1 protein-coding gene and 1 pseudogene are annotated in these 1017 nt (G+C 47.2%); both read left to right on the top strand.

Annotated features, from left to right (window positions below):
- Positions 1 to 825, top strand: an 825-nt coding sequence (locus R7Q38_RS25015; RefSeq protein WP_411913413.1) for a lipopolysaccharide biosynthesis protein, incomplete at its 5' end; no start/stop codon positions are given.
- Positions 822 to 1017: pseudogene (locus R7Q38_RS25020) on the top strand (hypothetical protein); the annotation flags it as partial. The gene R7Q38_RS25015 and the pseudogene R7Q38_RS25020, both read left to right, overlap by 4 nt.

Genomic DNA, 1017 nt, shown 5'->3' on the forward strand with positions numbered 1-1017 from the left:
GCCTTAGCCAAGCAGTATTTGAATTACTGCCTACCAGTAATGTTGTCTGCGCTTGTCGCGTTTTGTTTGAATGGCGCCGAGCGCTGGTTCATCGGTGCAAATGCTTCGTTGGCGACGTTAGGCATTTATGCGATTGCGGTTAAGTTCGCAGTGGGTATGTGTATTTTGGTGCAGCCATTTGGCATGTGGTGGATGCCACGACGCTTTGCATACCTCGAAAATGGTCGAGATAATGAAGCCGTGCGTGTTTCCCATTTAGGGATGATTTATGTTTCTGCGCTCAGCGTGGTTGTAGCGACACTAGCAATGGTCATGATCACGAACTTCTTGCCAGAGACCTACCATGAAGCGGTACTTTACACTCTGTTCTTGCTACCGATTGCGATGCTCAAGGAATGGAGCGAATTGTTAAACATCGCCATTCTTTTCAAACGCAGAACCCGATGGTTGCTTGGTATTAATGTGGTTTCTGCCTTCGTTGCGATTGGGTTGCTGTTTGGTTTGTCTTCTCTCGGTATTTTTGGTGTGTTCATTGCGTTGTACTACGCGCAGCTTTGTAAACTCGGCCTAACTTACGCGGTTGGCCAACAGTGTATGACTCTACCATTCCATTTGAGTTTGATGGTTTTACTGCAAATTATCTCAGGTGTGGCACTGTTCCTGCTTCACTCTTCACAATCGATAGGAATCGCCATCGCAATTTGCATTTTGACATGCAGCCTGCTGGCAGGACTCGCCGTTCGTTACATGAGTAAAGAAGCCCGCAGCGCATTAAGTCAGCAATTCATCCGATGGCGCGGACAAGTAAAGAGATATTCGATATGAGCCCAACCGATGTGAGAACAAAACAATCCATTGCAGCGCTGACGATCACCGTCGTGATTGCGTTGCTTTGGATCGTGATGCCTCACCCCATTTTGATTATGGCAGTGTGCTTTGCACCGTTGGCATTGCTGTTCGTCCTCAATCAAACCTTTTGGCTCGTGACACTGTTCGTTATCTTCTCTTTTTTCCGTA

It is taken from the genome of Vibrio sp. Vb0598 (genome assembly GCF_033338935.1).
In the GTDB taxonomy this organism is placed as follows: Bacteria; Pseudomonadota; Gammaproteobacteria; order Enterobacterales; family Vibrionaceae; genus Vibrio; species Vibrio alginolyticus.